17 protein-coding genes and 1 other RNA gene are annotated in these 15,635 nt (G+C 37.7%); 6 read left to right on the top strand and 12 right to left on the bottom strand.

The window, feature by feature from the left end; translation table 11 throughout:
• Window positions 1–13: 13 nt before the first annotated feature.
• On the top strand, window positions 14–1,258 hold the full coding sequence (locus M3189_RS16010; protein ID WP_251635159.1) for a hypothetical protein: 1,245 nt from the start codon (window positions 14–16) through the stop codon (window positions 1,256–1,258).
• A 13-nt stretch (window positions 1,259–1,271) separates the two neighbouring features.
• Window positions 1,272–1,571, top strand: coding sequence for a metal-sulfur cluster assembly factor (locus M3189_RS16015; protein WP_251635168.1), 300 nt, complete (start codon window positions 1,272–1,274; stop codon window positions 1,569–1,571).
• A gap of 33 nt (window positions 1,572–1,604) precedes the next feature.
• Here M3189_RS16015 and M3189_RS16020 read toward each other — a convergent pair whose 3' ends face one another.
• The 8 genes from M3189_RS16020 to M3189_RS16055 form a co-directional block, all read right to left on the bottom strand.
• Window positions 1,605–3,527, bottom strand: a complete 1,923-nt coding sequence (locus M3189_RS16020; RefSeq protein ID WP_251635170.1) for an ATP-dependent DNA helicase — start codon at window positions 3,525–3,527, stop codon at window positions 1,605–1,607.
• A 68-nt stretch (window positions 3,528–3,595) separates the two neighbouring features.
• Entirely contained in the window at window positions 3,596–4,738 is a 1,143-nt protein-coding gene (locus tag M3189_RS16025; RefSeq protein ID WP_251635172.1) for a THUMP domain-containing class I SAM-dependent RNA methyltransferase, read from the bottom strand.
• 170 nt (window positions 4,739–4,908) lie between these two features.
• Window positions 4,909–5,304: RNase P RNA component class B (gene rnpB / locus M3189_RS16030), an RNA gene on the bottom strand.
• An 80-nt stretch (window positions 5,305–5,384) separates the two neighbouring features.
• A complete protein-coding gene (gene gpsB, locus M3189_RS16035; protein ID WP_179156894.1) occupies window positions 5,385–5,687 on the bottom strand; it encodes a cell division regulator GpsB in 303 nt (100 codons plus the stop codon).
• Between the two features lie 105 nt (window positions 5,688–5,792).
• Window positions 5,793–6,353: a DUF1273 domain-containing protein gene (locus M3189_RS16040; protein ID WP_251635592.1), complete on the bottom strand. Its 561-nt coding sequence runs from the start codon at window positions 6,351–6,353 to the stop codon at window positions 5,793–5,795.
• A gap of 63 nt (window positions 6,354–6,416) precedes the next feature.
• Window positions 6,417–6,869 carry a CotD family spore coat protein gene (locus M3189_RS16045; protein WP_285889693.1) on the bottom strand — a complete coding sequence of 151 codons (453 nt, stop codon included), beginning with the start codon at window positions 6,867–6,869 and terminating at the stop codon, window positions 6,417–6,419.
• 439 nt (window positions 6,870–7,308) lie between these two features.
• On the bottom strand, window positions 7,309–8,562 hold the full coding sequence (locus M3189_RS16050; RefSeq protein WP_251635174.1) for a ribonuclease H-like domain-containing protein: 1,254 nt from the start codon (window positions 8,560–8,562) through the stop codon (window positions 7,309–7,311).
• A gap of 17 nt (window positions 8,563–8,579) precedes the next feature.
• Complete coding sequence (locus tag M3189_RS16055) at window positions 8,580–10,856, bottom strand: DEAD/DEAH box helicase (RefSeq protein ID WP_251635176.1); 2,277 nt, start codon at window positions 10,854–10,856, stop codon at window positions 8,580–8,582.
• A gap of 120 nt (window positions 10,857–10,976) precedes the next feature.
• Between M3189_RS16055 and M3189_RS16060 the strand changes: the two genes are divergently transcribed.
• Window positions 10,977–11,675: a Crp/Fnr family transcriptional regulator gene (locus M3189_RS16060; RefSeq protein ID WP_251635179.1), complete on the top strand. Its 699-nt coding sequence runs from the start codon at window positions 10,977–10,979 to the stop codon at window positions 11,673–11,675.
• A 45-nt stretch (window positions 11,676–11,720) separates the two neighbouring features.
• Here M3189_RS16060 and hcp read toward each other — a convergent pair whose 3' ends face one another.
• Entirely contained in the window at window positions 11,721–13,019 is a 1,299-nt protein-coding gene (hcp, locus tag M3189_RS16065) for a hydroxylamine reductase (protein ID WP_251635181.1), read from the bottom strand.
• A 193-nt stretch (window positions 13,020–13,212) separates the two neighbouring features.
• Between hcp and M3189_RS16070 the strand changes: the two genes are divergently transcribed.
• The gene (locus M3189_RS16070) at window positions 13,213–13,692 is read left to right on the top strand and encodes an Hsp20/alpha crystallin family protein (protein WP_251635183.1); all 480 of its coding nucleotides are present in this window, start codon (window positions 13,213–13,215) and stop codon (window positions 13,690–13,692) included.
• An 83-nt stretch (window positions 13,693–13,775) separates the two neighbouring features.
• On the opposite strand, the gene M3189_RS16075 is transcribed toward M3189_RS16070, so the two are convergent.
• Window positions 13,776–14,102, bottom strand: a complete 327-nt coding sequence (locus tag M3189_RS16075) for a YppG family protein (protein ID WP_251635595.1) — start codon at window positions 14,100–14,102, stop codon at window positions 13,776–13,778.
• On the opposite strand from M3189_RS16075, the gene M3189_RS27175 reads away from it, so the two are divergent.
• Together M3189_RS27175 and yppF are read left to right on the top strand one after the other, a co-directional pair.
• Window positions 14,051–14,461, top strand: coding sequence for a hypothetical protein (locus tag M3189_RS27175; protein WP_251635611.1), 411 nt, complete (start codon window positions 14,051–14,053; stop codon window positions 14,459–14,461). The two genes, M3189_RS16075 and M3189_RS27175, sit on opposite strands and share 52 nt — an antisense overlap.
• Window positions 14,462–14,537: 76 nt before the next feature.
• Complete coding sequence (gene yppF, locus M3189_RS16085) at window positions 14,538–14,747, top strand: YppF family protein (protein WP_251635185.1); 210 nt, start codon at window positions 14,538–14,540, stop codon at window positions 14,745–14,747.
• A gap of 56 nt (window positions 14,748–14,803) precedes the next feature.
• On the opposite strand, the gene M3189_RS16090 is transcribed toward yppF, so the two are convergent.
• Together M3189_RS16090 and M3189_RS16095 are read right to left on the bottom strand one after the other, a co-directional pair.
• Entirely contained in the window at window positions 14,804–15,160 is a 357-nt protein-coding gene (locus M3189_RS16090; RefSeq protein WP_251635187.1) for a DUF1798 family protein, read from the bottom strand.
• An 84-nt stretch (window positions 15,161–15,244) separates the two neighbouring features.
• The gene (locus M3189_RS16095) at window positions 15,245–15,520 is read right to left on the bottom strand and encodes a hypothetical protein (protein ID WP_251635189.1); all 276 of its coding nucleotides are present in this window, start codon (window positions 15,518–15,520) and stop codon (window positions 15,245–15,247) included.
• Between the last annotated feature and the right edge of the window lie 115 nt (window positions 15,521–15,635).

Raw genomic sequence — 15,635 nt, forward strand, 5'->3', positions numbered from 1 at the left:
AAGGTGAAAGAGTATGCTTCCTAACACGATGGGAAGTGAAACAAATATTAAGCTTCCATTCTCATTTATTATTTTCAGTTTACTAGCACTTGTGATATCTCAAATCCTTTTGCTCGTAAACGGACAAATGGTTGTGAATGGCAGCTTCCGTATTCCAGCAATCTGGTCTGCAGCCCATTTACTCATCTTGGGGTGGGCGCTTATGGTAGCGATGGGTGCGATGTATCAGCTAGTTCCCGTTGCTTTCTTAACAAAAATATGGAATGAAAAATTTGGATTTATTCAGTTTTTTGTCACTGCAATAGGAATTGCTTCTTTTTCTTGGATGTTATATGTATCGCCACAGAATGCATTGCTACCAGGTGTTTTCATGTTGCTAGGTATCTTAATGTTCTTATTTCAAATGTTTATGACACTAAGAAAGCAGGCGAAACCAAATATCCTGACAGCCTTTGTCGGTAGTGCGCTTGTATGTTTATTTTTAACAATATTCTTGGGAATTACTTTAATATATTCCCTTCAAACAGGTTTTGGTGCTGAATACTATCAAGCAATCTTTAAAAGTCATCTATTAATGGGAGTTACTGGCTGGTTTACACTATTAATTTTCGGTTTTTCTTATAAAATGGCTCCTATGTTTTCCTTATCACACGGGTTTCCAATGGTTCACGCTCGATATGTATATGGCTTTTATATTTCTGGACTAGTAATCACTCTGATTTCCTTTTTTAGTGATAATAGTTACCTGTTAAAAGCAGGATTTTTCTTACTGCTTGTTGGATTTTCTGTTTTCAGCTGGCATGTCTCGATTATTATAAAAAAAAGGCTAAAGAAGAAGCTTGATCATTCATTCTCATATGCTTTAGCAGCCATAGGCTTAGGAAACATTGTCCACTTAGCAGCATTTATTGCATTGTGGACGGATCAATTTACAAACCTAATTGGACCATTGGTATACCTTTATTTATTGCTCTGGATTGTCCTAAGTATTATGGGTTACTTATTTAAAATTGTTCCGTTTTTATGGTGGACGTATAAATACAGTAAAGAAATGGGAAAAAAGGCGGTTCCTTCCCTTAAAGATGTGATGAATGAAAAAGTGGTTGTTCCCTTTTTTACTTTATTTGTCATTTCAGTACTTGCTGTTTTTCTTTCTATTATTATTAAAAGCATTCTCCTGTTTAATATTGGACAATTTGTATTATCGATTGTTTTTATTGCTATCGCTTTAACGGTTTTGGGTGTACTAAAAAAATAACGAGGTGTTTAAGATGAACCTAAAAGAAAAAGTAGTAGAAGCCTTAAAGAGTGTATATGACCCTGAGTTAAATATTAATGTGGTTGACCTAGGTTTAATTTATAATGTGGAAATTAAAGAAGATAACGATGTAGATGTTACGATGACATTAACAACACCTGGTTGTCCACTTCATGATAGTATTACTACTGGCGTTCGCTACGCTGTTCAAGGAATTGAAGAAACTAGAAATGTTGATGTTAATCTTGTCTGGGAACCTGCATGGTCACCTGAAAAGATGACTCCTGAAGGACTTCGATTATTAGGAAGATAAGCAAAAGGTCAGCCGCTACGGCTGACCTTTTACCTATACTTCTAATGCTTCTGTAGGAAGAACATCTTTAATTTTCTGCAATAATGCTGAATCGATATCTTCATCCAGCATGATATGCACACTTCCTCGATCATTTTCACTTCTAATTAAACGGCCAATGCCCTGGCGTAAACGAAGCAGCATATAAGGTAAATCCACTTCTTCAAATGGATTAGCAACACCATTCCTTTTTGCGGTAAACACTGGATCATTTGGCGGGAATGGAAGGGAAAAGATCAATACATTTTCCAATGATCTTCCTGGGATATCTAAACCTTCCCATAAATGAATGGTACAAAGAATCGCATGCTCTTCATTTTGAAACTTTGAAACGAGCGTGCTAATTTCTTCATCACCCTCAAAATACACTGGGTATGGAACACTTCCCGAAAGTCTTTGTTTAAGACTCTTTAATTCATTTTGATTGTTTAGAAGAATAAGTGCCCTGCCTTCGGATTGAACAATCTTGTTTATACAATAATCAATCTTAGCTTCCATTGAATTATTAAACTTGGGCATATATACTTCCATTTTTTCCTGGTAATCAAAAGGTGAATCTACAGAGAATGATAAATACTCTTTAATTCCCAAGCTATTCGCAATGTAGTCAAATTTCTTTTGGTTCGACAGTGTCGCAGATGAAAAGATAAACGGTTTTTTCTGCACGAATACCTCGTCCCTCATAACTTCTTCAACCATCTTAGGCATGATGACAAGTGTCCGTTCGTATCCCTTTTCTTCAAACCAGGTAATCCCGTTCATTTCCTTTAGAAATAACGATAATGAGTAGGTAATTTGCTCTAAATATTCCTCAACGATTTTCAAGTCATATTCATTAATTACATACATTTCACTTTCAAAGACAAGCTCTTCTTCAATTGCTTGAAGTCGGTTTAACAGCGTTGTACCATATCTAATGAGGGATGGATTCATGGTAATCATTTGTTTTTCTGATCCTTCTGACGGGACAGAGTATTGTGAAATCGCACTAAAGAACTTATCATTGTCTAAAAGAGCTTCCTCTATGGTATAAAGAGTTTTTTCACGCACTTCATTTTCCATCAACCTTGTTAGCAATGTCTCAAGTGTAGAATCGGTGAAACGATAGCTTAACGCTTTCTGCGCCGCGTACTCAAGTAAATGTCCCTCGTCAAATACCACAGAAGAGTGGTCAGGCAATAACGGAAGCTGCCCCTCCCTCTTTCGCGATTCCTTTGTCCAAACATGCTCCATATAAAAGTCATGTGAGCAAATGATTAAGTCCTTTGCGTGTCGGTAAAAATCACGATTTAAAGTAAGACCACAACGGTGTCTTTTTTCACAGGAAAAACAATCCTGAACCATATCCCAGTTAATTTTCCCCCAAGTATCGTCGGACAATGTAGGATAATCCCGGCGGTCACCATATCTTTCAAACCTTTGCATCGAGCCATCACTATGAACAAAATCTGGTAATTCCTCATATATTCCAGCAATATCATCATTAAAGTCTTCATGCCTAACATAATCAAGCTTTTTTAAGCAAAGGTATTGGTCCCTGGACTTTGCCAATCGAACATCCATATTAAGCCCGAGCACTTTCTCTAGCTTTGCAATGTCCCCTTCTTTTTTCACTAGCTGCTCAATTAATGTTTCATCGGCACAGGCAATAATGGCAGGTCTATTTGTGTATCTCGCATACATAATAGCGTAGAGAAGGTAAACAATTGTTTTTCCTGTACCGACACCAGCTTCAGCAAACATAATCTTTTTGTCCTTGAATGCTTTTTCTAGCTGAAAGGCCATAAAGATTTGTTCATCACGTAATTCAAACCCAGCTTCGGGTAAAATATCATAAAATAAGTCACCAATCCATTCACTTAACTTATCGTAAAAGGATTCGGTTTTAGAAACTTCAAATGGAATACGGTCTTGCATACAATCCCCTCCTGTGAACGAATGAAATGGAGCCTTTATCACTAGGCTCCAATTGTTCTTTTTGAAATCTATTCAATTGAACGGGGTGGTCTTTTTCCCCAATATTGATATAGGTCAGTACGGATAAAGCCATTAAACAATTTACGCTTTTTTGTCGCTGGTCTTCCATAAAATTGTTCAAACTCTTCATTAGAGGTCAAGATATAAATGGACCAAGTGTCAAGCTTACTAAAGGACTGTCCCATTTCCTTGTACATGTGCTCAACAGCATTTTTTTCTCCCAGTCTTTCTCCATATGGCGGATTTCCAACTATCACACCATATTCCTTGATGGTTGTAATATCTCTTACTTGCATTTGCTTATATTGAATGAGATCTCCAAGACCTGCCTCAAAGGAATTTTCCTGAGCGATTTTGATCATTCGATGGTCAATATCAGTCCCCATAATATCTAATGGCTGATCATAATTTGCCAAATCCTCTGCTTCGGTACGAGCTTCATCCCATACTTTACCGGGAATCCAATTCCATTTTTCTGACACAAATTCACGGTTAAAGCCCGGAGCAATATTTTGACCAATCATGGCGGCTTCAATTGGAATGGTACCAGAGCCACAGAATGGGTCGATAAATGGTTTATCAGGCTTCCAATTCGTTAATTGTACAAGTGCTGCTGCAAGGGTTTCCTTTAATGGTGCCTCCCCTTGATCCACACGGTATCCTCGTTTATGGAGTCCTTGACCGCTTGTATCGATTGTTATGGTTGCAACGTCCTTTAGTAATGCCACTTCTATACGAAAATAAGCACCCGTCTCCTCAAACCATGAATCTCGCTTATAGTAGCTTTTCATTCGGTCCACAACCGCTTTTTTCACAATGGCCTGACAATCTGAGACACTAAATAATTTTGATTTGACTGACTTTCCCGTTACAGGGAACTCTGCATCTTCTGGAAGATACTTTTCCCACGGCAAGGCTTTTGTTTTCTCAAATAATTCATCAAAGGTATAGGCTTTAAATTCGCCGACTTTGATTTTAACTCTGTCAGCTGTACGCAGCCACATATTGCTTCGTGCAATAGCGGTTTCATCACCAGTATAGATTACCTTGCCATTTTCTACTTCACACTCATAACCGAGAGCGCGTACTTCCTTTGCTACTAATGCTTCCAGCCCCATTGCAGCAGTTGCAATTAATTGATATTTTCCCATTTTCGTCCACCCTTAACTTTTAACCTTATTATGTATGAATATATGCTTGCCTATCATACCATTATAGACCAAAATCAGTAACCCCATGCAAATAGGAGTAATGTATAAAAGTAAAAAGACTCTCCTCATAGGAGAGTCGCATGCCTTAACTTTAATTTACATTAATAACGTTCTGTAAGCCATGTTCTGTACCAGAGTACTACAAACGGCGTAAACGCCTCGTACTTAGGTGGTAATCATCTATCTACAGATTCCAAGGAATCTGTCCTTCTCCTCGTTCAATTCCTCAGAGAAAGTGCCCCTACCATTATTTGGGTTTCTCGCTCGTGGGGTTTACCTCGTTCCACCCTTTTCATTTCTGAAAAGGCTCCGTCACTGTGGCACTTTTATAGGTATTCATACCATATCCATAGTGGACTTAGGTATTTTCCCGGCCGTCAGCCTTATTCAGGCTGCCCTAGCTTATGAATTCACTAGGCACGAACACTACGAGCATCTCAGCTCGTGCGAGCATGGACTTTCCTCTACAAGAGAGCAAATGCTTCTTGCAGCGATTACCCGAACGTAATTAATGAGCACTTTTTTATTATATGCATTTGTATCCTTTTAATCAATGGTACTAATTTGGAAATCAAGGTACGATTTGTTAATCGTATAGCTTATTACCAAAAACATGCTTTTCAAGATTTGATAAACGTTTCAAGATATCAAAGTTCGTCGTCCCTGCTGGCTGTGTTACTGGCTGTCTCCTAGACGTTTCTTCTAACTGCTTCCGTAAACGAAGATTTTCTTGCTGCAGGTCTTCTATTTCCTGCTGGAATGTTTCATAATCCTTGATAATCAAATCTAAGTACTTATCAACATCTTCTTGCTTATACCCTCTTACACCGGTTTTGAATTCTTTTTCTAATATATCCTTAGCGGTAAGTTTCACTTTATCGGTCACCATTATATTCCACCTCAAGTCATTCACCAATCATTACCTATTATTTTTTCAAAAATAAGTGATTTTGTCAATTTTTCTTTCTTATAACTCAATAAGATGAAGCTCATTTTAAAATTCTGTACGTCTGAGTTCTTGTTCTTCTTCAACAATAACTTGTAAATCATAAAATGTAATCAGTTGGATAGGATAAGGATGATTATTTTGATACTGATGAGCCATTTCGTATATGTACATTGGGCTTCCTTCTTTCTCCTGATCATAAAAAAGGAGCAAGGCGTCGCTTTTTTCAATAAAAAATTGATTTTTCATGCGAAATTGCCAAGGTTTTTCATACCCTTTTTTTGTGACTGAATCAACGAAATCCGCTTGTGCTAGGATAGATTTATACCACTCTTTGTTGTTTTCACTCCATGTAGCCTCTTGCTCTAAAAATGGTGTAATAACAGCCACCTTTACATCAGGATAGTCAGATTTCAGTTCAAAGATAACTTCTGCAGCCCAAAGTTCCGTGCCCAGCTGTCCGCTGATCAAGATCCATTCTAAACCATCTTCAATCATGGGTATTAATGTTTTCTTTAAGGCTGCTTTAATATATATAACAGATGGATGGTCATTTTTAAAAATTCCTAATTCAAATGGTTTATAACCCGATATGGCTAAAACTTTAATCAACATTATTCTCCTTATCAAATAAATTGAAAAAACAAGGGCAAACCTGCCCTTGTTAATTGATTATCCAAAGAAACGTCTCGGACGTGGGTATTGACCTGGTGCCATGCCTGGTCCCATTCCTGGAGCCATGCCCGGTCCCATCATGCCTGGTCCCATTCCCGGAGCCATGCCCGGTCCCATTCCTGGACCCATCATTCCCGGTCCCATCATGCCTGGTCCCATATTAGGCGGCATGTTGTTCCCTGGAGGTAATGCATTACTCTGAGCTCCAGCAACAGCGGTCGGCATAGGTGCTGGCATACCACCTTTACAGCAGTTAATGTGTTGATGACAACAATCTTGTGCACAAGAAGCTGTTTGAGGACAATAGTGTTTATGCTGGAACATATGATGATTAATAGTTGTTGTATGTGTTGGATGAATATGCGGAACCACAGTTGTTGAGAAAGTGTGGTTTACTACTTGTTTAGTCGGATGAATGACTGGCGGCGCAAAATTAGTTCCAAGATACAATATAAGCTCTCCCTTCAAATATATATTCTGTTTACATTAACAGCCTATGATAGGAGAGTTTTTCTTGTACTAATGAAAATACCTATTTTTCATATATCTAATTAAGATTAACTTCACTTAGTCAACTGTCTAGCTCAAGCGCACAGTGATAAATGTCTAGATTCATAAAGAAATGGCGCTTTTACTTTTTATAGCATTGAATATAAGTTATCTTTTAAGCTTGAAAAAAGTACTGCAGTCAAACAAACGACAACAAAAAATAAATACAAGATTGCTTTATACATAGTATCTACCCCATTATTATTTTATAGTCGTTTTTTACTCACAGTTATCTATTTTACAACTTTCAACTATAAGAAACAATATGAGATTACTATTATTTTGGTATTGAAATGTGAATTTTTTGTTACAAAGAATCGAGGATCGACGAATGTTGCGCTTACCTGGGAAATTTAGCGAATTTCCCCTCCAAACGGTTCATCCTGAGATCAAGCTGTTGCTGAATTTTTTGGGTTGGAGACTCCATGTTTCCCATAGATTCCAAAGCCTTTAGGCAATAATCCAAGGCAAGCTTGTAATCTTTTACTTTATGTTCATAAATTTTTGAAGCTTCTACACAAGCGTCAATGCTCAACTGATGATTTTCTGTGTCAGCTACTTCTAAAAATAATGGTAAACTACTTTCCCAGTCTTGCTCTTTTTTAAACTGATAGGCTAAAGTTAGCTTTGCTTGTAAAGAGGTAAAATCACTGCCTTCTACAAGCTTCGTCAATACCTTTCTTGCTTCAGCCTTTTCCCCCAGTGAAGCATACCACCTGCCTACTTCAAATGTTTCTTTTCGTGTTTGGCTTGTGTCCATCCCACAAAGTTGAAAGGTAAGATGGGTATATAATGTGACGAGCGACAAAATATCAATTTCATTGTGTTTAATGATTCCAAGCATCCCATCCGGCTGTTTACTTTCAATGAAATCAAAATAAATCATTGGAGCCAAATAACCTGGGATATCATCTATCCTCTCGATTCCTAGAATGTCCTTTTCGACGACGGCTAGCTTTAGACGATCCAATTTATGCTTCCAAAGTCTTCTTGCTGCATGAAATAAATCAAAATGACCAAAGGCTGGTAGCTTTGGTACATGATCCCTTACTAGGGTATGCCTGGTTTTAACTTGTGGCCAATCAAACGATTTCCCATTATAGGTGACTAAAGTTTTATAGTTTACCTTCTCCAGAAAGCTTTTATATAAAGGGACTTCAGCACCTGGATGTGGAAGAATATGTTGCCTTAAAACTAGATTTTCACCGATTACACTTGCGTAACCAAGTAAAAAAATTGTATTACCCACTCCACCACCTAGGCCCGTTGTTTCCGTATCAAAAAAGAATAATTCCTCAGCACGATGCCCTTCTGCTGATAATGGATGACTAATAGGCTGGTTATTCCAGATATCAACAGCTGTTAGAAATTCATGAAAATGGTAATGACCATGTTTTTGTGACAACGGATATTTCACTTCACGAATCAGACAGTAATCCTGGTCCAATAGGTACGGAGTCACGTTTTCACTTTCCCATTTGGGCAGGAATGGTATCTCAATTCTCGATGACTCGGGAGGAGAAATACTGTCTGCAGCTGGTGCTCCACTTGATATATGCGGTTTTAAACGATTTAATTTATTTTTCAATGACATCTCAGCACTTCCTCATTTTAATTGGAAGGATTTATGAATGCTTCAATTATTTTTAAAGTATCTCTTTTTGCCGTCTCACCCACAGTATCGGTTCCAATACATGATGGACACCCCGTTTGACATTTACAGTTTTCAATCATTTTCTGCGTTTCTGCAAAGACCTCTGACATTCCAGAATGAATTTTCTCGCTTAGACCAATGCCGCCTGGATATCGATCATAAAAGAAAATCGTTGGTTTTTCATTATGATCTGCTTTAACCTGTGGTATCACATGAATATCTTGTGGATCTGCCATTACAAATAATGGTGCAATATGATTTAAAGAATGAGCCGTCCCAACAAGTCCCTGTTCTAATCGCTCTTGTCCCATTTCCGCAAACGACTTATTTAATGAAATCCATGCCGCACTCGTATGGAGCTCTTCTTCAGGGAGGTGGATGGGTCCTGAACCGATATTTTCATGGGTCTCAAATTTGATTTTCTTAAAAATGGTTGCCATTGCCCGGACGCTGACATCTCCATAGCCAACTTCAGCATACTCCAGCCTAGTAAGCTTGTCCTCTTCTAAGACCTTAAGTTGTACGGCTAAATTGGCATCAGTAAAATAATCAACATCTACTTCAGTGACAAATGCTTTTTTTTCTTCCCAATCAAGCTTTTCCACCTGAAATTGAGTTCCTTGATGGAGATAAATGGCTTCATCATGCAGCAAGGTCATAGCGGAAAACCGATCCATTTCTCCGATTACTCTTGCATTGGCTACATCTGATTGGTCAACAATGATAACATTTTCTTGTGAAGCGGAACGCAAGCTAATATTATGAGCAGGAAATGAATCATTCATCCAATACCATTTATCACCATTCTGGTAGAGAATCCGTTCCTGTGTCAGATATTCTAGCAGCTCCTCTGTTCCGACATCGCCAAACTGCTCATCACCTTTAAAAGGAAGTTCGAATGCCGCACACTTCATATGATCAATTAAAATAATTAAGTTATCAGGATTAATCCTAGCTGTCTCTGGGCTTTTATTAAAAAAGTACTCTGGGTTCTGGATGATATATTGATCCAAAGGACTAGAACTCGCAACCATAATAACAAGGGCTTCCCCGTGCCTTCTTCCTGCTCTCCCTGCCTGCTGCCATGCACTAGAAATGGTTCCAGGATAGCCTGTCATGATACATACCTGCAGCTGACCTATATCAACTCCCAGCTCAAGTGCATTCGTACTGACAACTCCGTATATTTCCCCCGAGCGAAGGCCTTTTTCAATTTTCCTGCGCTCTGTAGGTAAATAGCCTCCGCGATAACCCATAATAGATTTGGGACCTAATTGATTTTTCACTAATTCCTGCAAATAGGTTAAGATAATTTCAACCCGAACTCTGCTTCTAGCAAAGACAATCGTTTGAATTTTATTTTTTAACAATTCACCTGCAATTTTACGAACCTCAAGTGTTGCACTTCTTCTTATATTTAAGGGCTTATTTACAATAGGCGGATTATAAAAAAGAAAGTGTTTGGTTCCACTGGGTGCACCATTATTATCAACCAGAACCATTTTTTCTTCGGTTAACTTTTCAGCTAGTTCAAGTGGATTGGCAATGGTTGCCGAAGTGCAGATAAAGACAGGATTACTGCCATAGTAACGACAAATTCGTTTTAGCCTGCGGATTACGTTGGCAACATGACTGCCAAAAACACCTCGATAGGTATGAAGTTCATCAATCACAACAAATTTGAGATTTTCAAAGAGTGAAACCCATTTCGTATGATGAGGAAGGATCGCAGAGTGGAGCATATCAGGATTGGTTATAACCACATGTCCTGCTTTACGTACCTTTTGGCGGATATTTGCCGGTGTATCCCCATCATAGGTATAACTATTGATATCAATACCAGCTGCCTGGATAATTTCATTGATTTCACTTTTTTGATCCTGTGCAAGAGCCTTTGTGGGAAACATATAGAGAGCCCTTGCATTTGGGTTGGATAAAATACTTTGCAAAACCGGGAGATTATAACACAGTGTTTTTCCCGAAGCGGTTGGTGTCACGGCAACAACACTATTTCCAGCCATGACATTCTCGAAAGCCGTTTTTTGATGGGTATACAGCTTTTCTATCCCTTTACTTTTTAGTGAATCTCTTAATGCCGTATGAAGCTGCTCAGGAAGTGAGACACTTTGGGCATCCTTTGATTGTAGTGTCTTCCATGTAACGATATTTTCTTTAAAACTGTCATTTATTTTTAAATCAACAAGAATTTCCTGCAGATTTTTCTTAATTTTCATAGGATCACCTCATTGCTATCATTATAACGAATAAATGTTCGTAAAAAAAGAATATTAATTATTATTTGTTTGTCTGTTACAATAGTATAAGGTATTTTATTTCGTCTGTGGAGGTGGACCATGAGAATTGAAGATATTAAGAAGGTGCTTTCTGAGTTCACGCTTTTTAGGGAATTAGATGATTACGAGCTTTCAAAAGTTGCGAATATCTCGATTGCAAGAGAATGGAAAAAGCAAAGTCATGTATTTCTTCAAGGTGATCCATTAGAAAATGTTTATTTTATTTATGATGGAAAAATCAAGGTTTATAAAAGTGATATACATGGGAAAGAACAAATAGTTGCCATTATGAAAAAAGGGGAAATGTTTCCTCATGTTGGTTTCTTTCGAAAAGGCAGTTACCCTGCTTATGCTGAGGTTCTTGAACCGTCAACGTTAATTGCAGTACCTATTTCAAAATTTGAAGGTGTTCTCATTGAGTATCCTGAATTAAGCATTAAAGTATTTAAAGTCCTTGGTGAAAAAATTGTTGATTTACAGAATCGGTTAGAAGAACAAATACTTAACAATACATATGAGCAAATCATCAAACTCCTTATTCGCCTAGGGCAAAAGCACGGAAAGGAATTAGAGGATGGGACGATTCTGCTCAAGTCTGAGTTTACTAACCGTGATTTGGCCAGTATGATTGGAACGACTCGTGAAACCATTAGCAGAACACTGACAAAAATGAAAAAAGATGAACTAATTGAAGTCGATGAAAATGGAAATATGATAATAGATATAGATGTCCTGCTTTCAGAAATTAATTTAATATAATATAAAAACAAACCGCAGCCAATCAGTAGCTGCGGTTCTTTCTTTCTATACTTTTGAAAGCTGGAGCATATCTGCCATATCTTCTTGTGCGGTTCCAATTAACTTTAAGTTAAAGGTGTCTTGAAGAACTTGTAAGACTCCTTCAGAGATAAAATCAGGCGCCTTTGGCCCGATTCGAATATCTTGGATTCCTAGGCTGAAAAGTCCTAAAAGGATGGCCACTGCTTTTTGCTCAAACCAAGATAACACGATACTTACAGGAAGTTCATTGATTTCACACCCAAATGCATCTGCAAGTGCCATGGCAATCTTAACCGTAGAACCTGAATTATTACATTGTCCTAGGTCAATATAACGCGGGATGTTTGTTCCTGGCACCACTCCATAATCCACATCGTTAAAGCGGAACTTGCCACAAGAGGTTGTCAAAATAACCGCTTCTGGTGGCAATGTGGTTGCAAGTTCACGATAATACTCTCCTCCCGTTCCAGGTGCGTCACAGCCTGCTATGACAAAGAATCGCTTAATCTTTCCAGCCTTCACAGCGTCAATCACCTCTGGAGCTAAACCAAGAACCGTTTCATGGTGGAACCCTGTTAGTAAGGTTTCATTTGAATCGATATCTGCTTCTGGCAGCTCGAGTGCTCTCTCAATTAATGGTGAATAATCATCATTAATAATCTTTTGTACATTCTCAAGACCTGCTACTTCATAACTGAACATTCTATCAGCATATGTACCTTTAATCGGCATTACACAGTTGGTCGTTGCTAGTATCGCACCAGGGAATTTTTCAAAAAGACGACGTTGGTCATACCACGCTTTGCCAATATTTCCTTTTAAATGGGTATATTTCTTTAATGCCGGGTAGCCATGAGCCGGGAGCATTTCAGAATGCGTATAGATGTTGATTCCTTTTCCTTCCGTCTGCTTTAATAATTCCTCAAGTGCAAATAGATTATGACCAGAGACAACAATACATTTTCCTTCAATTTTATTCTGACTTACACGAATGGGTTCAGGAATGCCAAGGCGCTTTGTATGTGCTTCATCAAGCATTTCCATCACTCGAACAGTAGCTTGTCCTACTTTCATCGCCATTTCAATATGCTCTTCCACATTGAAGTTAGAGTTCGTTAATGTCATATAAAGAGCTTCTTGTGTAGTTGTATCGACAAACGCATCCGTATATCCTAATTGGTTAGCATGTGTCCGGTAGGCTGCAATTCCTTTTAATCCGTAGATAATTGTATCTTGCAAACTTGAAATCGTTTCATCTTTTCCACATACACCGACTACTGTACAGCCACCCACAGGAGTTTGTTCACATTGATTACAGAACATTTTGTTCCCTCTCTTTCTTGTAAATTACTTACTTAGGATATAAATACTAGAAAAATTTTCATGTGACATTTCTCACTAAAAATGGAGTTGTAATAAAAGGTTCATAAGTTTGTCTCGAACTTTTGACACTGCACATACAATAGCCTACTGCATATGATATGGTGAGAAAATATGGAAAGTGAGGGAAAGTATGATGTCAAACATGCCTCCTAGCGACCAAAATAATAACAAAAAATTAAAGCCCGAGCAGTTTCGAGATTTTTTTAGAACCATGAATGATTTCATTCATGAAAAACCGGTAAAGGGTGTTCTACAATCGATTGATGAATTTTTCAGCAGTCCGTTTCCTGGTGGTGCTTTTCCTATTCAGGTACGGGAATCAGAAGATAAATATATTATTACAGCAGAACTTCCAGGGGTTAAAAAAGAACAAATTAGACTAAATATTTTACCCAATCAATTAACTATTTCCATTGAAAATAATGAAAGTGAAACAACCGAAGGTCTTAACAATCATTTTTTCCAAAAAAGGATTTCACATGAACGGCTGTCTCGAACCATACCATTACCTGTTGTCATCAATGAAAAGATGGTTAAAGCTTCCTATCGCGATGGATTACTTACCATTACTGTTCCAATGCTTAGAGGAAAAACTATAAATATTGAGGATTAATAACGCAAAAAATAGAATCAATCCCTATATTTTTCGACAAAACTCCAAAAAGAAAGACGGCCTAAGCCGTCTTTTAAGCTTTTTTATGCTTTAAAAATTCCACCGAGACCTTTTACTAATGAAGAAACCTGAGTTACTGCATTTACCATTTGTCCTGCGGTATTCACCATTTTATTGACGTCCACTGTTCCATCTTGAGATTTAAAGGAATTCATAATCGATTGAATCCCACCTGGCTGTTTCAGCATTCCATTTGGTTTTGGATAAGGGTTCATGACTGGATAACCGTTCATTTGCGGCGCATACTGATTTTGTGTTATTTCCTCCTTAGGCTGGAGCGGATTTTGAAATAGAAATTGTGCATCTTTATGAGGATACTGTCCAGCTGGATTGTGCGTTTGCTGAGGTATTCCACCTGGTTGAAAGGGTACATCATAGGGTGGATATGGTGGTGGGTAAGCTTGTTGATATGGCTGCTGGTAGTATGGATTTGGCTGCTGATATGGGTACCATTCCATGCTTTGTACTGGTTGGTTTTGGTATGGTTGATTACGAGGAACATCCTGAAAATGTTCTAGATAATGAACTGGTCTCCCGTAATTCATTTGCCCCGAGTATCCATGATTTAGAAAATGATTTGATCTATTTTTACCAAACATGGGCAAACATCTCCTCCGCTTTTTCATTACTACAAATTATGTTGGATGGAGATGATGGGTGCATAATTGCAAGTAGATTTCAATGTCAAAATGAGGAGGATTTTGTCTAAAGTTTAAATATTTTAAAAACTAGGAATCCTTTTTTTTCATGTTACGATTAAAAAAATGATGAAGGAGGAATTACATATGGACATTCGCTCACTTAAAAGCAAATTTAATCAAAGTCGGGATTATAGCACTGATGATGTAAATGCATTAATGGATTTTGCTAAGAAAGCTTATATTCACAACGAGATCAACATTAAACAATACCGACTTCTTGTACGTGAGCTCGAATCACAGGGCGCAGTAATTCCAGACGATTATAAAGAAGACTCCCTCATCGAAAATTCATAAATAATGATAAATAACAGCTAGACAAGCTTTAGAGATGCAAAATTTGCATCTCTGTTTTATTTTTCAAGTTCCTTTACTATTTCTAATAGAAAAAACTCAACTGTTCGATTGGCATTTAAAAATCTTGACCGGCTTGTTTTTGGAAAAAATGCCTGAATGGATAATTGTTCTATATGTTCAAAAGTGGTATTGATTTGTTTTGGATGTATATGTTTTTGCGGGCTTTTCGTTAACCAAGTACTCATTTGGGTACTCCATTCCATTGCAGTGCTTTTTACTTCATTGGCAAAAGGCACTATTACCTCATGAAAATCAGGAGTGGTTCCTGTGTCCCGTGCTTCTTCGAAGTATTCAATAAATAATGTGTTGTAGTGTAACAGCTTTTTGGTTAATTGGAGAATTTCTTCAGACATCGCTTTTTCCTTTCTATTTTTGCAAAATAAAAAGCAGCTTTTAATAAAGCTACTCCATGTTTTCTATTCTTATTCTATAGGTTATTAAAAGCCCATTTCAAGTTTTAGTGCTCTGGTTGCTGAGTTGCAATGCCCAATAGTTGATTCGGGGGATGGCGGGTTTATTTTATCTAATTCCATTTCAAGCATTGTGAGTCTATGGATGGGTTCCAATAATTTTTTTTGCTCATCATGATTCATTTGACTGCGAAGGTCAGAGAAAGATGCCTCTAGAACAATCTCCAATTCTTCTAATTGATCATATATCTCTGTCAGCATAGAAAGCAGCTTTACCTTTTCTGGCAATGACGAATTCATCAAATTTAGAACCTCCTCGCGTTTATATACTGTACTATTCTCTTTCTTGTTGACGCTTCCTTCCCCACTGACAAAACTAGAAGCGTTTCGTCAAAGAAAGTGCCAATTTGGCATTTAT

The organism is Neobacillus niacini (genome assembly GCF_023715415.1).
In the GTDB taxonomy this organism is placed as follows: domain Bacteria; phylum Bacillota; class Bacilli; order Bacillales; family Cytobacillaceae; genus Neobacillus; species Neobacillus niacini_C.

What these genes read in the sequence shown, in the direction of transcription:
- hcp (WP_251635181.1), bottom strand. Translation starts at nt 13,019, where the DNA reads ATGTTCTGTAATCAATGTGAACAAACTCCTGTGGGTGGCTGTACAGTA.
- M3189_RS16020 (WP_251635170.1), bottom strand. Translation starts at nt 3,527, where the DNA reads ATGCAAGACCGTATTCCATTTGAAGTTTCTAAAACCGAATCCTTTTAC.
- M3189_RS16010 (WP_251635159.1), top strand. Translation starts at nt 14, where the DNA reads ATGCTTCCTAACACGATGGGAAGTGAAACAAATATTAAGCTTCCATTC.
- gpsB (WP_179156894.1), bottom strand. Translation starts at nt 5,687, where the DNA reads ATGGTGACCGATAAAGTGAAACTTACCGCTAAGGATATATTAGAAAAA.
- M3189_RS16090 (WP_251635187.1), bottom strand. Translation starts at nt 15,160, where the DNA reads ATGTCTGAAGAAATTCTCCAATTAACCAAAAAGCTGTTACACTACAAC.
- yppF (WP_251635185.1), top strand. Translation starts at nt 14,538, where the DNA reads ATGGACATTCGCTCACTTAAAAGCAAATTTAATCAAAGTCGGGATTAT.
- M3189_RS16055 (WP_251635176.1), bottom strand. Translation starts at nt 10,856, where the DNA reads ATGAAAATTAAGAAAAATCTGCAGGAAATTCTTGTTGATTTAAAAATA.
- M3189_RS16070 (WP_251635183.1), top strand. Translation starts at nt 13,213, where the DNA reads ATGTCAAACATGCCTCCTAGCGACCAAAATAATAACAAAAAATTAAAG.
- M3189_RS16060 (WP_251635179.1), top strand. Translation starts at nt 10,977, where the DNA reads ATGAGAATTGAAGATATTAAGAAGGTGCTTTCTGAGTTCACGCTTTTT.
- M3189_RS16015 (WP_251635168.1), top strand. Translation starts at nt 1,272, where the DNA reads ATGAACCTAAAAGAAAAAGTAGTAGAAGCCTTAAAGAGTGTATATGAC.
- M3189_RS16050 (WP_251635174.1), bottom strand. Translation starts at nt 8,562, where the DNA reads ATGTCATTGAAAAATAAATTAAATCGTTTAAAACCGCATATATCAAGT.
- M3189_RS16025 (WP_251635172.1), bottom strand. Translation starts at nt 4,738, where the DNA reads ATGGGAAAATATCAATTAATTGCAACTGCTGCAATGGGGCTGGAAGCA.